Consider the following 17,225-nt stretch of genomic DNA (forward strand, 5'->3'; position numbering starts at 1 on the left):
GATGGCTCCTCCTTAAGCGCTACGGTGGCGTAACGCAAGTTGCACATTCGCCAGCAGCAGCAGCGCCACCACCAGCGTCGAAAGCGTAACGCCCAGCGGAATGACCGCGGCCGCATCACGGCTATGAATAAACGCATTGACGATGGCGATGACAATCGCGACCAGCCAGAGCCAGAAATGGCCCTTTTCTGCGCTGTCGCTGCCGCGAAACAGATAGACCAGGGCGATGATGCGCGGCACGATAGCCAGTATCAGCCCCAGCGCAATCAGCCAGCCTGCGGCATCGGTCCAGAACAGCACAAAGGTCTGCATGTAGAGAATATCGAACAGCCAGGCCGCGACAAAAAAGCCCAGCGGCACCGGCTCCAGCAGAGCGTAAAGCGTCACGGCAAACGCCGATCTTCCCAGGGTATTGCGCATGTTTCTCTCCATTTTTTACGTGAATGCGGACCAGGTCAGACGTCGCGCTGCTGACAGCAACCGACCCCGCGCCTTTAAAAGATTAGTAAATCTGAAGAGAAACAGAGGGTTTATTCAGGAGGAATTGCAAAACAGGCGGATGACGTCCCTGTCATCCCGCGCTGTCAGGACTTGTCGGCGGGCAGCGTGACCCAGTATCCTGGCTGATAAGGCAGCGGCAGGAACTTCTCGTGGAACTCACGGAAGGTGGCATCCGGATCGAGATCGGCAAACAGATCGGGATGGAGCCACTTCGCCAGCGCCTGGATCGCGACAAACTGATAAGGGCTGTCGTAGAACTGGTGCCAGATGGCATGGACATGGCCGTTATGCGCCACCGGCAGGGTTTTGAACGCATCGCGCGTCATCAGTGCTTTAAGACGCGCCGTGGCTTCGGTGACATTCGCCCCCGGGCCGACGCCGACCCATTTGCCCACGGTATTGTAGTTCTTCCAGTTCGCACCGGTCACGACCACCACATCCGGCTGGCTGGCGATGATCTGCTCCGGGTTCAGGGTGCCGAAGGTGCCTGGGATCACGCCTTTCGCAATGTTACGCCCGCCTGCTATCTCCACCATCTGCCCGAAGTTCTCACTGCCAAAGGACATGCAGCACTCATCGCTGTAGCCGCCCGCACGATCAATCATCACTTTCGGGCGATAGCCGGTGAAGTTTTTCAGTCGTGAAGTGACCCGCTCGATCTGCTGCTGGCGGAAGGTGATGATCTCCTGGGCACGCGCTGGCTTATTCACCAGTTCGCCCATAATGCGGATGCTTTTCTCTGCGTTCACAAACGGGGCTTCGCGGAAGTCGATGAATACCACCGGCACGCCTACGGCCTGCAGTTTTTCAATCAGCTTGCCCTCATCCGTGGCGGCCTTTGACTCCAGGTTCATCAGCACCAGATCGGGCTTCAGGGTTAACGCCTGCTCAACGTTGAAGGTGCCATCTTTTGCGCCGCCAAAGGTCGGTAATTTTTTAATTTGCGGATAGCGTTTTTCATAGGCCTGATAACCATCCCAGTCCGCTTTCGGCAGGTCGTCACGCCAGCCGATCACCCGGCTGAACGGCGCGTCTGTATCAAATGCAGCCAGCAGATAGATTTGACGGCCCTCACCCAGAATGATGCGTTTTGCTTCCTGTGGCACGTCAACCTGACGGCCTGCGACGTCAGTGATTACTTTGGCCGAAGCCGTCCCTGCCAGCGCGAGCATCCCCAACGCTAAAAACCATTTTTTCATCGTCAAACCCACATAAATGATAATGAGAATTATTAATGTAAAGCGGCGTTACTATTACCTAAAATGGCAGTCAGGGGAAGTCATTCGGTGAAATGTTTTTCACGGCTCCGGCGGGAAGCAGACGGGCGGGTTATGGCCGGTAAAGAGGTGATGACAGGCGGAAAGAGAGTAAAAGGCCGGTCGCACCGGCCTCCGCTCGGGGCCGTCGTCAGTGCGTCAGCTGACGCACAAAGGCGATGATCTCCTGATTTTTCCCCTGCTCAGACAGGCACTGCTGAAAACGCGGGCCGCTGACGGCGGTTCGCACCAGCTCAGGATCGAGGGCGCGCAGGGTGTCGAGATAGTTCTCTTTCAGCATGGCGGCTTTGACCTGGTTCAGCAGACCGGCATTACGCACCTGCGGCTCTTTGCGCTCTGGCGGATAGCCGTGTCCTTTTTCCCCAGTGAAGGCTTTTTCAAAAATAAAGCGCAGGTTAAGTTCTGCGCCCCAGCCAAAGCCTTTGGCGAAAGGCAGAGAGAGCGCGTTACCGTTGTTGATTTGCGCAAACAGGTACGCATCCGCCGGATCGATGCAGTAGCCGCACACCACGCCCGGATGAAGGTTCAGCGACATCAGCGCACCCTGTCCGGTCCCGCACCCTGCGACCACAAAATCCACGGCCTGACTGTTCAGCAGCACGCTGGCCTGAATGCCAAGATGAATATAGGTGAGCGCGTGATCCTGCTCGTCGCTCATCCCGACGTTGAAGACCTGATGGCCCAGCGGCTGTGCGACGCCTTCCAGCTCTTTCAGCACAATGGCATTTTTAGCGGCCTGGCTGTTTTCCATCATTAATGCGATTTTCATGACCTGCCCTCATAAATTAATTGAAACACTGTTTCATTTTAATGAAAAGTGAGTAAAGTGCATGGACTAATTGGGCTGCGGGCTGTGAGTGCCATCACAAATTGGCGACCGCACGTCGGGTCATCAACGGAGGTTAACCATGTTTATCTTTCATAACGCGCAGCCAGTCGAGGACCTCGGCCAGGGGGTAACGCGCCGGATACTGGCGCACGGCGGCAGCCTGATGGCGGTCGAAGTCACCTTTGAAACCGGGGCGATCGGACCGCTGCATCATCATCCTCATGAGCAGCTGACTTACGTACTGCGCGGTCGCTTCGCCTTCACTATTGATGGCGAAACGCGTGAAGTCGGCGCCGGAGACACGCTCTATAAGGCGCCGGATGTGGTGCATGGCTGTGTCTGTCTGGAAGCGGGCGTGCTGCTGGATACCTTCACACCGCAGCGGGAAGCGTTCCTGTCCGCAAAATAGGAGGGGCGGCTCATCGGGCCGCCGTTTTCCTCTCCCGCCAGCATCTGCTTTTTCCCGCCGCCTCGTCTGACCGGACTGCAAAAAATTTTATGAATGGCGCCTCCACGCTAACTGAATGATAAGCAGGGATTTACCTCCAGCCCGCGCTGCGCTTCGCGTCAGCCCGAAAATCAGTCCGGCAAATTTCTGTACAAATCCGGGATCGTTGTATAAGTTTAATAGCAACACCAGTACGTTTTTTAACCCAGAAAAGGATAAAAATATGCCAATGCAGAACACCCTTACCTTGCCGGCGAATCACATCGTCCCGGTGAAAAATGAGTTCGGCTCCTCCTTCGCGGCGTCTGAGCAGGAGAAACTGAATTTTCTGATCGAAGAGTTACTGGAAGCGGGTAAGGAAAAAAGCTGCATGGAGCTGCTGCGCTATCTGGCCTCTGCGGACAGCGCCGAAGAAGAAGCCTGCTGCCGGGAACTGCTGACGATGCTGATGGCAAAAAAATGAGTGCTTTCTCTCTGTGGCAGCAGTGTACCGCCCCGATGTCTTTATGGATTCTCGCTCTTCACGTCTGAACCCTCTGCTGTTCAGACGTGTCACTCTCCTTATCCTGCCTGTGAAGTAACCCCGGCTCTGAAACCACGCGTTTTCGGTTATCCTGACTTTGTGCGCCGGAGAGCGGTAGCAGCGGATCGATCCGCCGATCAGCTTCCCTTCTGTGCGTAACACGCTTATGAATTCTGTCACATTTCCGCAAACTCACATCAGCACGGTTCACAAACAGGAGGCAGACGGCCTCTGTTTCAACCCGCTGAATCCTAAACCTTTTCGGTAGTACCGCCCGGCAATCATGCGTCAGGCTCATCAATCTATGCGCTTTTTGCACTTATTTAGCTGCGGACGCTGATCCACTCTTCTGCAACAGGCGCGGCTAAAAGCGTCATACCTTACTGGAGTTACTGATGCAGACGACCTCACCCATGACCCACCGCGCCAGGATTGGCGCTATTTTCCGTGTAACCTCGGGCAATTTTCTCGAACAGTTCGATTTCTTCCTGTTCGGTTTCTATGCCACCTATATCGCACATACCTTCTTCCCGGCCAGCAGTGAGTTCGCGTCACTGATGATGACCTTTGCCGTGTTCGGGGCGGGCTTCCTGATGCGGCCGATTGGCGCCGTGGTGCTGGGGGCCTATATCGATAAAGTCGGCCGTCGCAAGGGGCTGATTGTCACGCTCTCTATTATGGCGGCGGGCACCTTTATGATCGTGCTGATCCCCTCTTACCAGAGCATCGGCCTGTGGGCTCCGCTGCTGGTGCTGATCGGCCGTTTACTGCAGGGCTTCTCTGCCGGTGCAGAGCTGGGCGGCGTATCCGTCTATCTGGCCGAGATCGCCACGCCTGGCCGGAAGGGCTTTTACACCAGCTGGCAGTCGGGCAGTCAGCAGGTCGCGATCATGGTGGCAGCGGCGATGGGCTTTATCCTCAACGCCGTGCTGGCAGAAAGTGCCATCCGCGAATGGGGCTGGCGTATTCCGTTCCTGTTTGGCTGCCTGATCGTGCCCTTTATTTTTGTACTGCGTCGCAAGCTGGAAGAGACCCAGGAGTTTAACAATCGCCGCAGCCATCCTGAGGTGCGTCAGGTCTTCCGCATCCTGCTGAACAACTGGCAGGTGGTAATTGCCGGGATGCTGATGGTGGCGATGACCACCACCGCGTTCTATCTGATTACGGTGTACGCCCCTACCTTTGGTAAGAAGGTGCTGCTGCTCAGTGCCTCTGACAGCCTGCTGGTCACGCTGCTGGTGGCAATCTCGAACTTTATCTGGCTGCCGATTGGTGGTGCACTCTCCGACCGTTTTGGCCGTAAACCGGTTCTGGTCGCTATGACCCTGCTGGCGATGGCGACCAGCTATCCGGCGCTGAGCCTGCTGGCGGCAGCACCGGGCTTCTCGATGATGCTGGGCGTGCTGCTGTGGCTGTCGATGATCTACGGTCTCTACAACGGCGCGATGATCCCGGCGCTGACCGAAATCATGCCGGCGGAAGTGCGTGTTGCCGGATTCTCGCTGGCCTACAGTCTGGCAACGGCACTGTTTGGCGGCTTTACGCCGGTAATGTCGACCGGACTGATTGAGCTGACCGGCGACAAAGCCTCGCCGGGCTACTGGATGAGCTTCGCGGCTGTCTGTGCGCTGGGGGCCACACTCTATCTCTATCGTCGTACCCGCAGTGTCGTATCACCTGCCCATGAAACGGTTAGCTAAGGAATGAAGATGAAACTGAAAAAAATCGCGTTGTACGCCGCCCTGCTGTCCAGCGTGACAGGCAGTGCCACGGCGCAGGCCAGAGAGCTGACGGTGATGATCTCCGGCGGGTTTAAAGCGGCGTGGGATACCCTGTCGCCCCGCTTTGCCAGGCAGGAAGGGATCACCATCAATACGGTGGCCGGGCCGTCGATGGGCAGGACGCCACAGGCGATCCCGGCGCGACTGGCGCGCGGTGAACCGGCCGATGTGGTGATCATGGTCGGCGATGCGCTGGGCGAGCTGCAAAAGCAGGGAAAGACGCTGCCAGGCTCACGGGTTGAACTCGCCGACTCCCGCATCGGTGCCGTCATTAAAAAGGGCGCGACGCCGGTGAAGATCGGCACGGAAAGCGAGCTGCGCACGACCCTGCTGAACGCGCAGTCTATCGCCTATTCCGACAGCGCCAGCGGCAGGTATGTCAGCAGCCAGCTGTTCACGCGGCTGGGAATTGAGGATCAGGTCAAGGCGAAGGCGGTGAAGGTGGAGCGTATTCCGGTAGCCTCGGAGGTCGCCGCCGGGAAATATGCCATCGGCTTCCAGCAGGTGAGCGAGCTGCTGCCGGTCCAGGGCGTCACCTTTATTGGTGAATTGCCGGACAAGGTGCAGTACACCACCCGTTTCGCCGGTGCCGTGGTGCGCCAGTCCGCCCAGCCGGACGAGGCAGCGAAGCTGTTACACTGGCTCGCCTCACCCGACGCACAGCAGGCGGTTCATGACAGCGGCCTGCACAGCGTGAAAGCGGCCGCCCCGGTTAAAGCCGCTGATACTGTTCAATAATCAGGTTTTCCAGCTCGCTGGCGATATGGGACAGCGTCCGGCCATTTTTACGCAACAGACCCACGGTGCGTTTCACCTGGGGGTCGGTTAGCGGCACGGCCATCAGCAGGGCGTGATCGTATTCCGGCATCGACATGCCGGGGACAGCAGCAATGCCCAGCCCCGCCTCAACCATCCCCAGCATGGTCGTGACGTGCCGGGTTTCACAGACACAGGGCTTCTCTGGCATGATCGCCTGCAACGCCTGATCCAGCAGGTTGCGGTTGCCGGAGGTTTTATCCAGCCCGATCCACTCAGACTGATAGAACTCCCGCCAGCTCAGACTCTTTTTATTTGCGATCGGATGATCGCGGCGACAGGCAGCCACATAGGGGTCATCCATCAGCGGCTGAAAGTGAACATCCGGCTGCGAGCGGCCGGAAAAACTGATGCCGAAGTCAGCCTGCCCGCCGATCACCGCGTCGTAGACATTGGCTGCGCTGCTGTCGATCAGTTTGACCCGCACTCTGGGATAGCGCGTCTGAAACAGCCGGATGATGCTGGGCATGAAGTAGTAGGCGGCGGACGGCACGCAGGCTACGGTGATCAGGCCCGTACGGGCTAAACTCACCTCACTGAGATCGGCCATCACCTCTTCAAAATCGGCCAGCAGCTTGTCCGACCGCTGCGCAAACGCATGCCCTTTCAGCGTCAGCGTGACGCGACGGGTCGTTCGTTCAAACAGTTTGATGCCCAGCGCGGTTTCCAGCTTATCTATCCGGCGGCTCAGGGCCGACTGGGAAAGGCAGATCGACTCCGCCGCCAGGCGAAAATTGCCAAACTCCACCAGCGCGCGAAACGCGTAGAGGTCGTTGAGATCGAAATTAACCGGCATACCCCTTCTGTCCTTAGTCTGTCAGCCCGGTTTCTGCCCTGTCACTGCGATGCCATGACGCGCCGGAATTAAGCAATAACGTTAAGGATATCATTGATTTCAGCTCAGCTCATGGCCGCCTGTCACAGATCAGTGCGGCGACGAAACCTCATGCAGAAATCGCTCAGGATAATCGGGTGTGATGGCGTGCTGGCTGCTGTAGCGGCCGAACAGTTTATAGCGGTTCAGGGCAATGCGGTCATAGGCAAAATTGCTGATGGCATCCGGAAAGTGCCGCAGCACCGCCAGAGCACGCCAGGGTGCCGGCAGATGCTGCATAACACGAAACACCGCCTGCGCCCGCAGCCAGTGCTGATTATCGGCAATATAGACAATGGTGCTGACGTTTTCTTCCGGCAGTCCGGCCCAGCGCAGCAGCGCCTTGCCCTGCTCGCTCTGCACCGAGGCAAAACGAACCTGCCGCGCCAGATGGTGGCGCAGCAGGAACTGAACCCAGCCATTGCAGAGCTTACAGACGCCGTCATAAAGCACGACGCTTTCACCGGTTTGCAGACAGGGGGGTGACGACATCCTGCAACGCCTCACTTTTCAGATGATGAGCTGAAGTGTAGCGGGTTCTGCTGAGTTGCTGCTGTAACCACTGGAAAACGGCCGCATGATCCTGCGCGCAGGCGTTGACCTCACAGAGCGGCCCCAGCGCCATGGGCCGCGCCCGTTGCGCCAGCTGGTGCAGCTCCGGCAGATACTCCGCCCCCGGATGACCGGGCTGCCGCTGCGAGAGCCGCGCCTGATAGCGCGCCACCGCCACGTCTGGATCGATCTTCAGCCACAGCTCCAGCACCTCGCCGACACCCGCCTGTTTCAGTCCCTGCTCCAGCAGCGCACGCGGCTGGAAGCCAAACCAGGCGTCGATGAGCCAGACAGGCGTAGCCGGTGACTGCCCGACAATGTTCCAGATCGCCTGATAGGCAGCGCAGCCCAGCTGCCGGTTACGCTGGCGGTCCACCGGCGCAAAGCAGGCCATAAAGGGCTCCTTCAGGCTGTCGAGCGTCAGCACCGGCCAGCCAAAGTGGTGCGACAGCGCGTGCGTCAGGGTGCTTTTGCCAGACGCCGGAATGCCGTTCACCAGCACCACACGTTTAGGGGGAGTTTTCAGCGTCATAGGATGTCGATGACCTCCGCGACGCTCGCGGCCTGACGGAGTCTGACCAGCGTCTGCTCATCCTCCAGCAGCGACACAATCGCCCGGATCCCCTCTTCGATATGGGCATTACTGTCGCGGGCGCCAAACATGATCACAATGTCCGCCTTGTCGCTGCCCTCAAACGAGATCGGCTCATTCAGCAGGATCATGCTGAAACAGTCGCGGATGACCCCGGCTTCCGGTCGCGCATGGGGGATCGCGATCCCCTCTTCAAAAACATAATAGGCGCCATGCGTCAGCGTATTGGCGATCACGGCGTCAGGATAGGAGGCCGACAGATATCCCCCTCTCACCAGCGGGGCCGCGGCCAGCGCGATAACCTGACGCCAGTCCGTGGCGTCAATCCCGATCTGGATGGCATTGGCCTCTTGCAATAACTGCTTAATCGTCATCACCACTCCTTAAACCGACTGGCGAACCACGTTGCGCAGTTCATCGATTTTCACAAACAGCCCATCAATTTCATTGCGGTAGCGGCGGCTTCTGGCAAATAAACTCAATGCCCGGTTATATTCCAGCATCAACGCCTTCTGCGTTTCGCCGTGCCGTGGATTCCTCGCCAGCTGCTCTTCCAGTTGCGTGATTTTCTCGCGACTGATCTCTGCCAGATGATCCTGCTGCTGCTCGTCAGCGGTGTCCGGTGCCGCTGACTTTTTTAAAAATCCGAACATAGGCTCTCCTGTCCCCGGCTCTGTCGGGGTCACTCAGCGTAAAGGGATGATAAAAATAACCGGACTCAGGCGGCTCTGCGCTTACCGGAATAACTGCATCTTCTCGACCAGCACATCGGTGACGGCATCGTTGGCGGGAACCAGGAAATTCCGCACGCTGTCATTGACCTTGCCTTTCTCAAAGGTCGATTTGCAGCGCGCCACCCACTGAACGTTCATCTCGGTGCCGACGTTCACCTTCTCGATCCCGCTGCTGACGGCCAGCCGCATATCTTCGTCACTGACCCCGGTGCCGCCGTGCAGCACCAGCGGGGTGTGGGTTGCTGCGGTGATATCCGCCAGCCGCTGGTGCTGAATGTGGGCTTTACCGGTATAAAGCCCATGCACGGTGCCGATAGAGATCGCCAGCATATCGACGCCGGTCTCTTCGACGAAGCGGCGCGCATCGTCCACCGGCGTAAAAGCGATAGCGTCCATTTCCACGCACAGACCATCTTCCGAGCCACCAATCGCCCCCAGTTCGGCTTCCACCGAGACATTGTGCGGGCGCGCCATATCGATCACCCGGCGGGTATTGGCAATATTCTCCTCAATCGGCAGATGTGACCCGTCATACATCACGGAGCTGAATCCGGCATCGATTGCCGTCTGAATCGCCGCTAAATCGGAACAGTGGTCGAGATGCAGACAGGCTGGCACATTCATACTTTCCGACAGCGATTTAATGGCATCCACCAGCAGCTTATGGCCGAGATATTTCGCGGTGCCGGTGGAGATCTGGATCATTAACGGGCTGTTGGTTTTCTCTGCTGCTTTAAAATAGGCGGGCAGCATCTCAAGACAGTGAAGGTTAAACGAACCGACGGCTTTGAAGTCACGCTGTTTAGCCAGCTTCAACAGCTCGGCGAAATTATAAAGTTTCATGGATTTTTTCCTCCTGAGGGTGGGTGGATTTACCGTTAACGAACCAGGCGATGGCGGTGACAAAGGCGATAAACAGCGCCACGAACAGCCAGTTATTCTGGAAGGCGTGGCCGAGCACCAGACCGGTACTGATAACGTCGGAGTCACTGAAGGTCACACCTGTGAAGCCGTAGCTCTCCAGCATTGGCACCAGAATGGCGGGCAGAATGGTGATAAAGAGGCCGTGTACAAAGCCGCCGATCATCGCGCCGCGACGGCCGCCCATGGCATTGCCGAAGACGCCAGCGGTGCCACCGGCAAAGAAGTTAGTCAGCAGTCCAGGCAGGATCATCGCCAGGCCGAACATCGGGAAAACCAGCATGCCGACGATGGAGCCGAGCGTGGTGGCGAGAAAGCCCACAATCACCGCGTTTGGCGCATAGGGAAACATCACCGGGCAATCCAGCGCCGGTTTTGCGTCCGGCACCACACGCATTGCGATGCCGCGGAAAGCGGGAACCAGTTCGTTCAGCAGCAGACGCACCCCGCTGTAGAGCACGAATACCCCGGCCACAAACTGAATCGACTGCATAAAGGCGTACATCAGGTAGTTCATGCCGTTGCTGTACTGTGCAATGAACGCCGGACCGGCCGCCACGGCGGGGATCAGGTACATCGGCACCATCACCAGCGCCATCGACAGATAGGTATCCTGCAGGAACTTAAAGTTATCGGGCAGCTTCAGATCTTCAGTGGAGCGCGATCCTTTGCCGACAACTTTTGCCACCGCCGCCGTGACCAGATAGCCGATGGTGCAGAAGTGCCCCAGCGCCACATCGTCCGAGTCGGTGATACGGCGCACTACCGGCTGCGCCAGCGCAGGCATGACAACGGCCATGATCCCACCGAAGAGCCCGCCGGTCAGGATCAGCGGCAGACCTGTAAGTCCGGCTTTGTAGCCGATGACGGCTCCAATCGTCGCCATCCAGAGCAGCGCCTGCCCGGTGAGGAAGATGTACTTAAAGGGTGTCAGCCGCGCGATAACGATATTCACGATGAAAATCACCAGTAGCGTCAGCGCCACCTCCGATCCCAGCTCACGGTTGGCCAGCCCGGCGATGGCGGCAACATCGGTGATGTAGCCGCGCATACCAAAGCCGTGAGTAAATATCGTATTCAGGAAGGTCAGCGTACCAACGATAATATTGATACCCGCCATCATAATTAAGAAGCCGAGCAGGGTTTTAAAGGTGCCTTCCATCACCTTGCCGGCCGATTTTTTTTGCAGCAGCAGCCCGATCAACGCAATAAAGGCGATCAGAATGGAGGCCTGCCCCAGCAGATCTTTTACCAGGAAGTCGATTACACTATTCATGAGCCGCGACCTTCAGATTATGTTCTTTTAAAAACGCCAGTATCTTCTGCTCAATTTCCGCTTTATCGGTGAGCCGGTTAAGAATAATGACCCGTTTAATCTGTTCCGGACTGGCGTCGGCATTTAATACATCGGCAAAGGCTTTCTGTGTCAGAATCATGTCTGATTTAAACGCATTTGCTTCTGAAATAGTGGTGTGATCGATATCCGCCTCGATTTCCAGCTTTTTTAATACGGCCTTCGCGCTCATTTCAATCGCGAAACTGGAACCTAATCCACAACCACAGACACATAATATTTTCAGCATGGTCTTTTTCCTCACAATATATTGAGTTGTTTAGCGAGTTTGTATTGGTGCCCGTCAATATCGACCAGGCGTTTCTGCATGCTTTTTAAATCAATCGGAATGGGTTTATTGCTGCCATTAATAATGACCGCTTTATTCCGCATTCCTGACTGAATACATCGCACCACTTCACTGGCCATAATGGTGCCCTGATAGATCTCTTCGCAGGTGGGGTCGCCATTACGCAGTCCGTAGCCCAGGATCGTTTTGCGGATGCGCACGCCAGTCAGTGGCTCCAGCTGTTTGATCAGGGTGTCAATTGCGCCCTGGAAACCGGGCGAATATTCCCGGGTGTAACCTTCCGAACAGAGGATAATGACGCTGTTCTGCTGCGCCAGCCGCTGTGTGATACGCTGCGCCAGCTGAGGCACGGGGATCTGACACTCCGGGATCAGCGCAATATCGGCGTTCGATTTAATGGCAGACTGCAGCGTTAACTCCCCGCAATAACCGCCGAGTAATTCCAGCATAAAGACCCGGCCCGGTAAGGCGCGTCCGGTATTACGGAGTTTCGCGACCTCTTTTAAAACCTGTTCGCAGGCGGTGGAGAAACCCAGGGTGTAATCACTGCCAAAAACATCGTTGTCGATGGTCATGCCGACGCCAAAACAATTTACGCCCCACTCCGACAGCGTATGCAGAAATTGCAGCGAGCCGTCGCCACCCGCCATCACTAATACATCGATCCGGGCGCTTTTTAACTGGCGCGCAATAGCGTCATATTCGCTGCGTACCAGTTTTTTCTGGGTGCGGCCTGACTGCATCACAGGAATTGAGGCGATGGAAAAATCGAGCAGATCGCGTTCGCTGATATCACGGTGGTTATTTGCCAGCAGCCCGGGAATGCCGCCGTCAAATATCACCATCTCTGCCTGCGCCAGATGCGCTAACCGGAAAACAAAATTATTTATACCGGTTACATCGCCGCCGCTGATCACCATTCCAATTCGCATTTTCCCGCTCCTCACTGGCCTCATCTGCTGAAGGTCATTCTTCCGGGAAGCGGGTCGGGTATTTGCAGGTGAGATCACAGTTACGTACGGTATTTTCCGGGCAGGCGGGTTGACAGCGGCAATACCAGGCCGTTATTTGTGAGCGGAATCACATAACCCGATCGGACAGAGAGGTTTTCAAAATGATGTAAATCAGGGAGTTAACGCAAAGCGCCTGCGCAGTAATGCGGGCCGTGGCGAGCCGATAAACGGGAGAGGATGTGATGTTGCAAAATTGTGATTTTCGCCTCATTTTTCCCGGTTCGGCGGCCGGACAGGGTGTAAAAAAAGCGGAACGTAAGGTGACTGGGGGTTGCGGGGTCGTCTGAGGATGAGGATTTAAAACCGGGGCACCACGGTTAACCGCAGCGCCCCGACTGATTACTTCGCGTAGGCTTCGGTAGAGAGCGTCAGCGTCACGTCGTCGCTGACCGCAGGCACATATTTGTCCAGCTTGAAGTCTGAACGCTTGATGGTGCCGGTGGCGTCAAAACCAATCGCCTGCTTCTTCACCATCGGATGCTCGCCCTGCTTGTTCAGCGTAGCGTGCAGGGTAACCGGCTTCGTGATCCCTTTCAGGGTCAGGTTACCTTCAACGTCAAACTTGTTGTCACCCTTCGCCACCACTTTGGTGCTGTGGAAGGTCGCGGTCGGGTATTTCGCGGTGTCGAAATACTCAGCGCCTTTAAACTCTTTGGTCAGCGCCGCAACGTGGCTGTCGATTTTGCTGACCGGCAGGGTCACATCAACGCGTGAGGCTTCCGGATGATCTTTGTCAAACACCAGCGTACCGGTTGCATCCGGGATATCCGCAGTAGGATTTGAGAAGCCAAAATGGTTCCAGGCCACCACTACCGACGTATGCTCGGGGTTCAGCTGATAGTGCATCGCCTCAGCCTGGGACAACGGGGCATAGAGCGCGGCAACGGCTGACAGGGGCAGTGCAATACGTTTAACGTTCTTCACAATAAATTCCTTATGCGGACAAAAGTTAACTGAGTGTGGTTCACTCTGGCACGAATAGACAGTGAAGAGATTTGTCGTTAATTTTCAAATAAATTCAGCAACTCTGCCCCGCCGCTACGCGACCGGGCCGCCGGTGAAGAGAACGCGCCAGCGACGGCGGTCCTGAATCAGCGTGCGATGCAGCTGCTGCAGATCCGCCTGGCTCAGCGCCTCAATCTGCGCCGCGTCCGGCTCCGCCAGACCGTTTTCATGCCGCAGCCGCGCCAGCGGCTGATCCGCCTGCTCGCTCAGCAGCCGCGTTTTGATCGCATCCAGATCTGCATCCGCCAGGGTTTCCGTCAGGGAACGCAGAAACGTGCGGCAGTAGCGCAGCAGCGACAGCGGGCTGTAATCGGGCGACTGCAGCGCAAACATCACGCCATCCTGATCGGCACAGCGAAGATAACGGCTGCTGACCACGTAACCCACAGGCTGCTCAACCCGATAACGCTGGAAAAAACGCGGCTCGTAAATCAGCGCCAGCGCACGCAGCGCCGTCAGCTGTTCCGCCCGGTGCAGCGGGATAAACAGCAGCAGCGCATTGTCTGTGCTGCTGTGCGGCAGATGGGTCATGCCGGTGCGGGAGGTCATGCGCGTCGGGGGCGAGGCGGGATTGACGGGCAGCGACAGCGCGCTCAGTCGCCGGGCAATCCGCGAGTGCAGCGCCGCGCCGCCGCCTTTCAGCGCCGCCCGCCAGTATGGCGGGTTCATGTTCGCCGCTAACTGGCCGGGCAACTGCCGCAGCAGCGCACGGATGGCGATCGTTTCGGGTGCAGGAGGCTGACCGTGCGCGGCGGGCTGTGTCATTACCGTGACGATCTGGCTCAGTACCCGGTCAGCGGCCTCTTCATCCGGCGGCAGCTGAAGCGTCAGTTGCCAGACGCCCTCCACCTCCTGCCAGCTGCCGTGCCCGCCCTGATGACGCAGCATGGCAAACAGTGGACGCAGCCGCCGCGCCAGATCGTCACCTGCCTCGGGGGAAAATGTTGACCAGAACTCGGGCCGCAGGATCAGGGTCGCCGCTGCCTCATCAGGCTGATGATGAGGCAGCGCCACCGCCTGCTCAGGCAGCCGTCCGGTGGCAACGGCGCCGTCGAGCGGATAGAAAAAGAACGCTGCCGAAGGCAGCGTTTCAGGCGCTGAGGGCTGCCAGGGACTCAGTGCCAGGCTGAAGCCCTGGGTGAGCTGACTGCCTTCCACTGCCTCTGGCGTGCAGCGCAGCAGCGTGCCCGGCGCGGTGGTGAGTCTCTCCGCCAGCGACAGCAGTGCAGGCGGGTTTTCGTCCGGCGCAAAGCCGAGCGCGCGCTGGCGCAGCTGCTCCACAGGTGACAGTGTCACGAACCGACTCTGCGCCAGCTGATGATAGTGCTGATGCTGCTGTTGGTTCGTCTGGCTAAGCGCCGCCAGATAGCGGTCGATCAGGCCATTGACCGCTTCCGGGTGAGCGGTGTCGATGCCCAGCGCCAGCCAGATCGCGCTGTCTGCCTGATAGAGAATTTTCAGCTCCAGCGTCTCCGCCAGCTCCTGTTTACGCAGGGTAGCCAGCAGCGAACCAGGCGCCTCATCCAGCAGAAACGCGCGCCACAACGTGACACCGTCACTGTTTTCCAAAAGCCAGCTGCGCCACAGCGCGGCCGGTGTGCCACCAAGCTGCCAGTGGGTTCCTTCTGACAGTTGCGGCACGGGGATGTCGCGCCGGGATGAGCCAGGCGGCAGCGCCGCGACAAACTCACGCGCCAGCGCCTCCAGTGCATCCAGCGGCTGAGGGCCCTGCAGCCAGAGACGCATATTCCCGGCGACATAGTAACGCTGATGGAACTGACGCAGCGCCCGCTGGAGCGCGGGCAGCTCATCGCCAAAGTGGACGCGGCTGCCAACATGGAACTGCCGGAACGCCGGGGGAGAGTCGGCAGCATGAAGCAGCGCGGCCTCGATACGGGATGGCTGATGCTGCTGCAGCAGCTGATACTCCGCCTCGATCACCGCCACTTCCTGGCCGATCGCCCGGTTATCAAGCAGTGGATGGGCGATCATATCCTGCAGACGAGCCAGCCCGTCCGCCAGCTGCGACGGTGCGACCTCAAAAAAGAAGGCGCTGTGGCGCGCCAGGGTAGTGGCGTTAACCCGCCCGCCCTGCGCCTGGATCCACGGCATCAGCCGCCCCTCATCAGGCCAGCCGGTGCTGCCGGTAAACAGCAGATGCTCCAGCAGATGCGCCAGGCCCGGCCAGCGCGTCGGCTCGTCGTGACTGCCTGCGCCCACCTGAATCAGCGCCGCGGCCTGGCGGGCATCGGCCTGCTGAACCAGCTCAACGTTCAGCCCCTCGATCACCAGACCGCGCGTCTTCATCAGAGATTCCGGGTTTTATAAATCAGCTGTGAGTTGGTGCGGTTACGGAACTGCAGCTGACCAATTTTAATGTCGCTGCAATCCGCTTCGCGGCGGGCTTCCAGGATTTTACCGTGATGCGGCGATTTGCTGCAGACCGGATCGGTGTTGTCGGCATCCCCCGTCAGCAGGAACGCCTGACAGCGGCAGCCGCCAAAATCCTTCTCTTTCTCGTCACAGGAGCGGCACGGCTCCGGCATCCAGTCAAAACCACGATAGCGATTAAAACCAAAGGAGTTGTACCAGATATCCTCCAGGCTCTGAGTCAGCACCGAAGGAAACTCGACGGGCAGCTGACGCGCACTGTGGCACGGCAGCGCAGTGCCCTCCGGCGTGACGCTGAGAAAAATCGATCCCCAGCCGCCCATGCAGGGTTTTGGCCGCTCTTCATAGTAGTCAGGCGTCACGAACAGCAGATTCGTCAGGTTGCCGCTGCCGCTCATCTGCTCACGATAGCGGCCGACCACCGCTTCTGCGCGGGCGATCTGCTCACGCGTTGGCAGCAGCCCTTCGCGGTTGAGCTGCGCCCAGCCGTAGAACTGACAGGTCGCCAGCTCCACATCATCCGCTTCCAGCTCGATGCAGAGATCAATGATTTTGTCGATCTGATCGATGTTGTGGCGATGCAGCACGAAGTTAAGCACCATCGGATAGCCGTGCGCCTTGACCGCTTTCGCCATCTCCAGCTTCTGCTGAAACGCTTTTTTCGATCCAGCCAGCGCCGCATTCAGGGTTTCATCGCTCGCCTGGAAACTGATCTGAATATGATCCAGACCCGCTTCACTGAACGCCTCCAGCTTGTTCGCGGTCAGGCCGATACCGGAGGTGATCAGGTTAGTGTAGAAGCCAAGGTCGCGTGCCGCTTTAATCAGTTCGGGCAGATCTTTGCGGGTCAGCGGCTCGCCGCCGGAAAAACCGAGCTGCACGCTGCCCATCGCGCGCGCCTGACGGAAGACCTCAATCCACTGCTCCGTGGTCAGCTCCTTCTCCTGCTGCGCGAAGTCGAGCGGATTGGAGCAGTAAGGGCACTGCAGCGGACAGCGATAGGTCAGCTCGGCCAGCAGCCAGAGCGGCGGATTCACGCCAGATTTATGCGGGGTCACGGAACTGTATCCACTTCTGTTCATAAGCTGACTGCAGGAATTCGGTGACATCCGGCCCGACGCCGCCCGCTTCCGGGAAGCGGCTGTCCAGCGTGGCGATAATCGCGGCAACGTCCTGCTTACCATCCACCAGTTCAAGAATGGCGGCGGCGGTTTCATTCAGTTTTGCCATCCCTTCGGGATAGAGCACCACATGCGTATCCTGCGCGGCTTCCCACTGCAGGCGATAGCCGCGACGGAACGCGACAATAGAGTTTTCGTTCATCT

Annotated in this window: 20 protein-coding genes; 4 read left to right on the top strand and 16 right to left on the bottom strand. The window is 58.1% G+C overall.

All coding sequences use genetic code 11. The features are described from left to right. Positions 1-12: 12 nt before the first annotated feature. From ACNY69_RS09605 to ACNY69_RS09615, 3 genes are all read right to left on the bottom strand, one after another. Positions 13-420, bottom strand: coding sequence for a DUF2231 domain-containing protein (locus ACNY69_RS09605; RefSeq protein ID WP_111140357.1), 408 nt, complete (start codon positions 418-420; stop codon positions 13-15). Between the two features lie 164 nt (positions 421-584). Then, positions 585-1,700: an ABC transporter substrate-binding protein gene (locus ACNY69_RS09610; RefSeq protein WP_111140356.1), complete on the bottom strand. Its 1,116-nt coding sequence runs from the start codon at positions 1,698-1,700 to the stop codon at positions 585-587. 208 nt (positions 1,701-1,908) lie between these two features. Further along, on the bottom strand, positions 1,909-2,547 hold the full coding sequence (locus ACNY69_RS09615; RefSeq protein WP_111140355.1) for an RpiB/LacA/LacB family sugar-phosphate isomerase: 639 nt from the start codon (positions 2,545-2,547) through the stop codon (positions 1,909-1,911). A 139-nt stretch (positions 2,548-2,686) separates the two neighbouring features. On the opposite strand from ACNY69_RS09615, the gene ACNY69_RS09620 reads away from it, so the two are divergent. The 4 genes from ACNY69_RS09620 (at position 2,687) to ACNY69_RS09635 (ending at position 6,097) form a co-directional block, all read left to right on the top strand. After that, complete coding sequence (locus ACNY69_RS09620) at positions 2,687-3,016, top strand: cupin domain-containing protein (protein ID WP_293770001.1); 330 nt, start codon at positions 2,687-2,689, stop codon at positions 3,014-3,016. A gap of 262 nt (positions 3,017-3,278) precedes the next feature. Beyond that, positions 3,279-3,518, top strand: a complete 240-nt coding sequence (locus tag ACNY69_RS09625) for a hypothetical protein (protein WP_111140353.1) — start codon at positions 3,279-3,281, stop codon at positions 3,516-3,518. A gap of 452 nt (positions 3,519-3,970) precedes the next feature. Further along, positions 3,971-5,278, top strand: a complete 1,308-nt coding sequence (gene tcuC / locus ACNY69_RS09630) for an MFS transporter (RefSeq protein WP_111140352.1) — start codon at positions 3,971-3,973, stop codon at positions 5,276-5,278. A 9-nt stretch (positions 5,279-5,287) separates the two neighbouring features. Further along, complete coding sequence (locus tag ACNY69_RS09635; RefSeq protein ID WP_111140351.1) at positions 5,288-6,097, top strand: substrate-binding domain-containing protein; 810 nt, start codon at positions 5,288-5,290, stop codon at positions 6,095-6,097. Here ACNY69_RS09635 and psrA read toward each other — a convergent pair. The 13 genes from psrA to pqqD all read right to left on the bottom strand — a co-directional run bounded on the left by psrA (position 6,072) and on the right by pqqD (position 17,223). Next, positions 6,072-6,971 (bottom strand): L-proline-binding transcription factor PsrA, encoded by a 900-nt coding sequence (gene psrA / locus ACNY69_RS09640; protein ID WP_418798118.1) that lies wholly within the window; start codon positions 6,969-6,971, stop codon positions 6,072-6,074. The genes ACNY69_RS09635 and psrA overlap by 26 nt on opposite strands. 129 nt (positions 6,972-7,100) lie before the next feature. Continuing rightward, positions 7,101-7,541 carry a thiol-disulfide oxidoreductase DCC family protein gene (locus tag ACNY69_RS09645; RefSeq protein ID WP_111140349.1) on the bottom strand — a complete coding sequence of 147 codons (441 nt, stop codon included), beginning with the start codon at positions 7,539-7,541 and terminating at the stop codon, positions 7,101-7,103. Continuing rightward, positions 7,510-8,133: a P-loop nucleotide/nucleoside kinase family protein gene (locus tag ACNY69_RS09650; RefSeq protein ID WP_111140348.1), complete on the bottom strand. Its 624-nt coding sequence runs from the start codon at positions 8,131-8,133 to the stop codon at positions 7,510-7,512. Before ACNY69_RS09650 ends, ACNY69_RS09645 begins: the two co-directional genes overlap by 32 nt. Continuing rightward, on the bottom strand, positions 8,130-8,567 hold the full coding sequence (locus ACNY69_RS09655; RefSeq protein WP_111140347.1) for a PTS sugar transporter subunit IIA: 438 nt from the start codon (positions 8,565-8,567) through the stop codon (positions 8,130-8,132). Before ACNY69_RS09655 ends, ACNY69_RS09650 begins: the two co-directional genes overlap by 4 nt. A 9-nt stretch (positions 8,568-8,576) precedes the next feature. Next, on the bottom strand, positions 8,577-8,846 hold the full coding sequence (locus tag ACNY69_RS09660; RefSeq protein WP_111140346.1) for a hypothetical protein: 270 nt from the start codon (positions 8,844-8,846) through the stop codon (positions 8,577-8,579). 81 nt (positions 8,847-8,927) lie between these two features. Then, positions 8,928-9,770: a class II fructose-bisphosphate aldolase gene (locus ACNY69_RS09665; protein ID WP_111140345.1), complete on the bottom strand. Its 843-nt coding sequence runs from the start codon at positions 9,768-9,770 to the stop codon at positions 8,928-8,930. Then, the gene (locus ACNY69_RS09670) at positions 9,757-11,124 is read right to left on the bottom strand and encodes a PTS sugar transporter subunit IIC (RefSeq protein WP_140917227.1); all 1,368 of its coding nucleotides are present in this window, start codon (positions 11,122-11,124) and stop codon (positions 9,757-9,759) included. The genes ACNY69_RS09665 and ACNY69_RS09670 overlap by 14 nt, the downstream gene beginning before the upstream one ends. Continuing rightward, positions 11,117-11,431: a PTS sugar transporter subunit IIB gene (locus ACNY69_RS09675; protein WP_111140343.1), complete on the bottom strand. Its 315-nt coding sequence runs from the start codon at positions 11,429-11,431 to the stop codon at positions 11,117-11,119. Before ACNY69_RS09675 ends, ACNY69_RS09670 begins: the two co-directional genes overlap by 8 nt. Positions 11,432-11,442: 11 nt before the next feature. Next, a complete protein-coding gene (locus ACNY69_RS09680; RefSeq protein ID WP_418798123.1) occupies positions 11,443-12,423 on the bottom strand; it encodes a 6-phosphofructokinase in 981 nt (326 codons plus the stop codon). A gap of 420 nt (positions 12,424-12,843) precedes the next feature. Continuing rightward, the gene (locus ACNY69_RS09685; RefSeq protein ID WP_418798125.1) at positions 12,844-13,428 is read right to left on the bottom strand and encodes a YceI family protein; all 585 of its coding nucleotides are present in this window, start codon (positions 13,426-13,428) and stop codon (positions 12,844-12,846) included. Between the two features lie 114 nt (positions 13,429-13,542). After that, positions 13,543-15,816 carry a pyrroloquinoline quinone biosynthesis protein PqqF gene (gene pqqF / locus ACNY69_RS09690; RefSeq protein ID WP_418798127.1) on the bottom strand — a complete coding sequence of 758 codons (2,274 nt, stop codon included), beginning with the start codon at positions 15,814-15,816 and terminating at the stop codon, positions 13,543-13,545. After that, positions 15,816-16,982 carry a pyrroloquinoline quinone biosynthesis protein PqqE gene (pqqE, locus tag ACNY69_RS09695; protein ID WP_293769985.1) on the bottom strand — a complete coding sequence of 389 codons (1,167 nt, stop codon included), beginning with the start codon at positions 16,980-16,982 and terminating at the stop codon, positions 15,816-15,818. The genes pqqF and pqqE overlap by 1 nt, the downstream gene beginning before the upstream one ends. Then, a complete protein-coding gene (pqqD, locus tag ACNY69_RS09700) occupies positions 16,945-17,223 on the bottom strand; it encodes a pyrroloquinoline quinone biosynthesis peptide chaperone PqqD (protein WP_111140338.1) in 279 nt (92 codons plus the stop codon). Before pqqD ends, pqqE begins: the two co-directional genes overlap by 38 nt. Between the last annotated feature and the right edge of the window lie 2 nt (positions 17,224-17,225).

Source organism: Pantoea graminicola (genome assembly GCF_048452665.1).
Classification (GTDB): domain Bacteria; phylum Pseudomonadota; class Gammaproteobacteria; order Enterobacterales; family Enterobacteriaceae; genus Pantoea.